Genomic DNA, 3,343 nt, shown 5'->3' on the forward strand with positions numbered 1-3,343 from the left:
AGAGCTGACCGGTCCGGGTCGCGCCGGTGCGACCGGTCGCCGTCCATCGGCGTCCGGTTCCACGGTCACCGTCTCCGCGCCGCCCGCGATGCCGCCGCTACGGGTCAGCGTCACCCGGGAGGCGGTCGCGGCGGGGGCGCCGGTGGCGGTGCCCGGCGTGGCGGTGCCCGGCGTGGCGGTGGCGGTCCCACCGGTGGGGGTGTCCGACGCCGGCGCAGGTGAACCGGAACCGGTTGCTGAGCAGCCGGTCAGGAGGCCGGCCACAGTAACGATCTTGACAATGGCCAGGACGGATGATCTCATGCCGTTCGGACGTGCATCGACGCCGCCGGGTTCCCTCACCAGGGCTCATCCTCCGTTCGGCCAGTGTCGCGGGTTGGAAGCGCTTCCCCTCTTCTCTTTTCTTTGTTGTATCGCCATATTTACATGCGTGACTACCCCCGTCACATCTTTCCTTGTCAGGAGGGCACGTGAAAAGAACCCTCGCCGCCGTCAGCGCAGCGCTGCTTACCAGCGGCATGCTGACCTGCGTCGCCACCGCAGCGCAGGCGGCCCCCACCGCCCCCGCCCCGGACACCTCACCCGCAGCTCGTGCTGAGAGCCTGCTCCGCAGCAACCCCGGCGCCTCCAGGGCGCCAGCGGAGAGTCGTACCAGGCCGTCCGCACGAAGGTGGACGCCAGCGGGGCGTCGCACACCCGCTACACCCGCACCTACCAGGGCCTCCGCGTCTACGGTGGCGACTTCGTCATCCACACGACGCCCACCGGCGGCTACGCCGGCTCCTCGGTCGGCCTCGCCGCGCCGCTCACCCTCGGCACCGGCGCGAAGGTCACGCCGGCCAGAGCCAAGGCGACGGCCAGGAAGGCGTTCTCCGGCAAGCTGGAGAGTGTCGGTGCCCCGGAGCTCTTCGTCGACGCCAGCTCCGGCACGGGCCGCCTCGCCTACGAGACGGTGCTCTCCGGCTGGCACACCGACGGCCAGACCCCGTCCCGGCTGCACGTCATCAGCGACGCCGTCACCGGCAAGGTGATCGGTTCGTACGACGAGATCGAGATGGTCGCCGGCACCGGCAACAGCATCTACTCGGGCACGGTCACCATCGACACGACGCTCTCCGGCAGCACGTACCAGATGATCGACCCGTCGCACGGCAACGGCTCCACCTGTGACATGAACCAGGGCACGTCGACCTGCACGACGTTCACCGACGCGGACAACACCTGGGGCAACGGCACCAACTCCAACCGGCAGTCCGCCGCCGTCGACGCGCACTTCGGCGCGGCCAAGACGTTCGACTACTTCAAGAACGTGCACGCCCGCAACGGCATCTTCGGCGACGGCCGCGGCGTGCCGAGCCGGGTGCACTACGGCAGCAACTACGTCAACGCCTTCTGGGACGGCTCCCGGATGACGTACGGCGACGGCTCCGGCAACGCCCGGCCGCTGGTCGCCCTCGACGTGGCCGGCCACGAGATGAGCCACGGCGTCACCGAGAACGTGGTGCCGGGCGGCCTGACCTACTCCGGCGAGTCCGGCGGCATCAACGAGGCCACCAGCGACATCTTCGGCACCATGGTCGAGTTCTACGCCAACACCACCGCCGACCCGGGTGACTACCAGATCGGCGAGAAGATCAACATCAACGGCAACGGCACGCCGCTGCGCTACATGTACGACCCGGCGCTGGACGGCTCGTCCGACCGTTGCTGGACCACCAGCACCAAGAACAAGGACGTGCACTACTCGTCCGGCCCGGCCAACCACTTCTTCTTCAACCTGGCCGAGGGCACCGGCGCCACCCCGTACGGCACCTCGCCGGTCTGCGGCTCCGCCCCCGCCGTGACCGGCATCGGTCGCGCCAAGGCGGAGAAGATCTGGTTCCGCGCCCTGGACGTGTACTTCACCTCCAACACTTCGTACGTCAACACCACCACGCCGTCGAACACCGCCCGGGCCTACAGCCTCCGTGCGGCGACCGACCTGTACGGCAACTGCTCCACCGAGTACAAGGCCGTCCAGGCGGCGTGGACCGCGGTGGCCGTCTCCGGCAACGACGCGCCCTGCTCGTCGACCGGTAACGACTTCTCCGTCTCGCTCTCCCCGACCTCCGGCTCGGTGACCGCGGGCGGCTCGGTCTCGACCACCGTCGCCACCGCCACCACCAGTGGCACCGCGCAGACCGTGACGTTCTCCGCGTCCGGGCTGCCGACCGGCGCCACCGCCACGTTCAACCCGACCTCGGTCACCTCGGGCGGCTCGTCGACCCTCACCATCGCCACCTCGGCCAGCACCCCGGCCGGCACCTACCCGGTGACCGTCACCGGCGCCGGTTCGGTGAACCGGACGGCGACCTACACGCTGACCGTCAACGGCACCGGTGGCGGCTGCACCGGCGCCGGCCAGAAGCTCGGCAACCCCGGCTTCGAGTCCGGCACCACCCCGTGGGCGTCGACCTCGGGCGTCATCGGCTCGTTCAGCGGCCAGCCCGCCCGTACCGGCACCCGCAACGCCTGGCTGGACGGCTACGGCAGCACCCACACCGACACGCTCTCGCAGGCGGTGACCCTGCCGGCCGGGTGCACGTCGTACAACTTCACCTTCTGGCTGCACATCGACTCGGCGGAGACCACCACCGGCACCGCGTACGACACGTTCAAGGTGCAGGTGCTCAACTCCTCCGGGACGGTGCTGGCGACCCTGGCGACCTACTCGAACCTGAACAAGGCCGCCGGGTACTCGCAGAAGTCGTTCTCGCTGGCCTCGTACGCCGGCCAGACCGTCACCCTGAAGTTCACCGGCACCGAGGACTCCTCGCTCCAGACGTCCTTCGTGGTCGACGACACCGCGGTCAACGTCTCCTGACCTGACCTCGCCGTCGGCGGGCCCGGCGGCCACCCCTCGCGGGTGGTCGTCGGCCCGCGCCGTTATGGTCGCCGGACCGGGTCGGCGCGTGCCGGCCGGCCGAAGGGGTGGTGTCGGTGTCGGACGCGGAACTGACCGTCGAGGTGACCGGCGCGGTGGCGACGGTGACGATCCGGAACCCGGGCCGGCGCAACGCGATGACCCCGGACATGTGGCGACGGCTGCCGGTGCTGCTCGACGCCCTGGAGGCCGACCCCGCGGTGCGCGCCCTGGTGCTCACCGGCGCGGACGGCACCTTCTGCGCCGGCGCCGACCTGGGCGACCTGGACGAGTTGCTGGACGCCGGCGACCACAGCATCGCGGTCGTCGCCGAGGAACGGCTGGCCGCCTTCGCCAAGCCGACCATCGCCGCCGTGCAGGGGCCCTGCGTCGGCGGCGGCTGCCAGCTCGCCGTGGCCTGCGACCTGCGGGTCGCCGCCC

General features: G+C 70.6%; 2 protein-coding genes and 1 pseudogene. 2 read left to right on the plus strand and 1 reads right to left on the minus strand.

Annotated features, from left to right (window positions below; all coding sequences use genetic code 11):
* A partial coding sequence (locus JNW89_RS31910; RefSeq protein WP_238451885.1) for a hypothetical protein occupies positions 1 to 264 on the minus strand: 264 nt, incomplete at its 3' end.
* Positions 265 to 470: 206 nt separating this feature from the next.
* Between JNW89_RS31910 and JNW89_RS31915 the strand changes: the two are divergent.
* Together JNW89_RS31915 and JNW89_RS31920 are read left to right on the plus strand one after the other, a co-directional pair.
* Positions 471 to 2,863 (plus strand): annotated as a pseudogene (locus JNW89_RS31915) (M4 family metallopeptidase).
* A 110-nt stretch (positions 2,864 to 2,973) separates the two neighbouring features.
* Positions 2,974 to 3,343, plus strand: a 370-nt coding sequence (locus tag JNW89_RS31920; RefSeq protein WP_238451886.1) for an enoyl-CoA hydratase/isomerase family protein, incomplete at its 3' end; no start/stop codon positions are given.

This window comes from Micromonospora sp. 4G55, assembly GCF_016803375.1.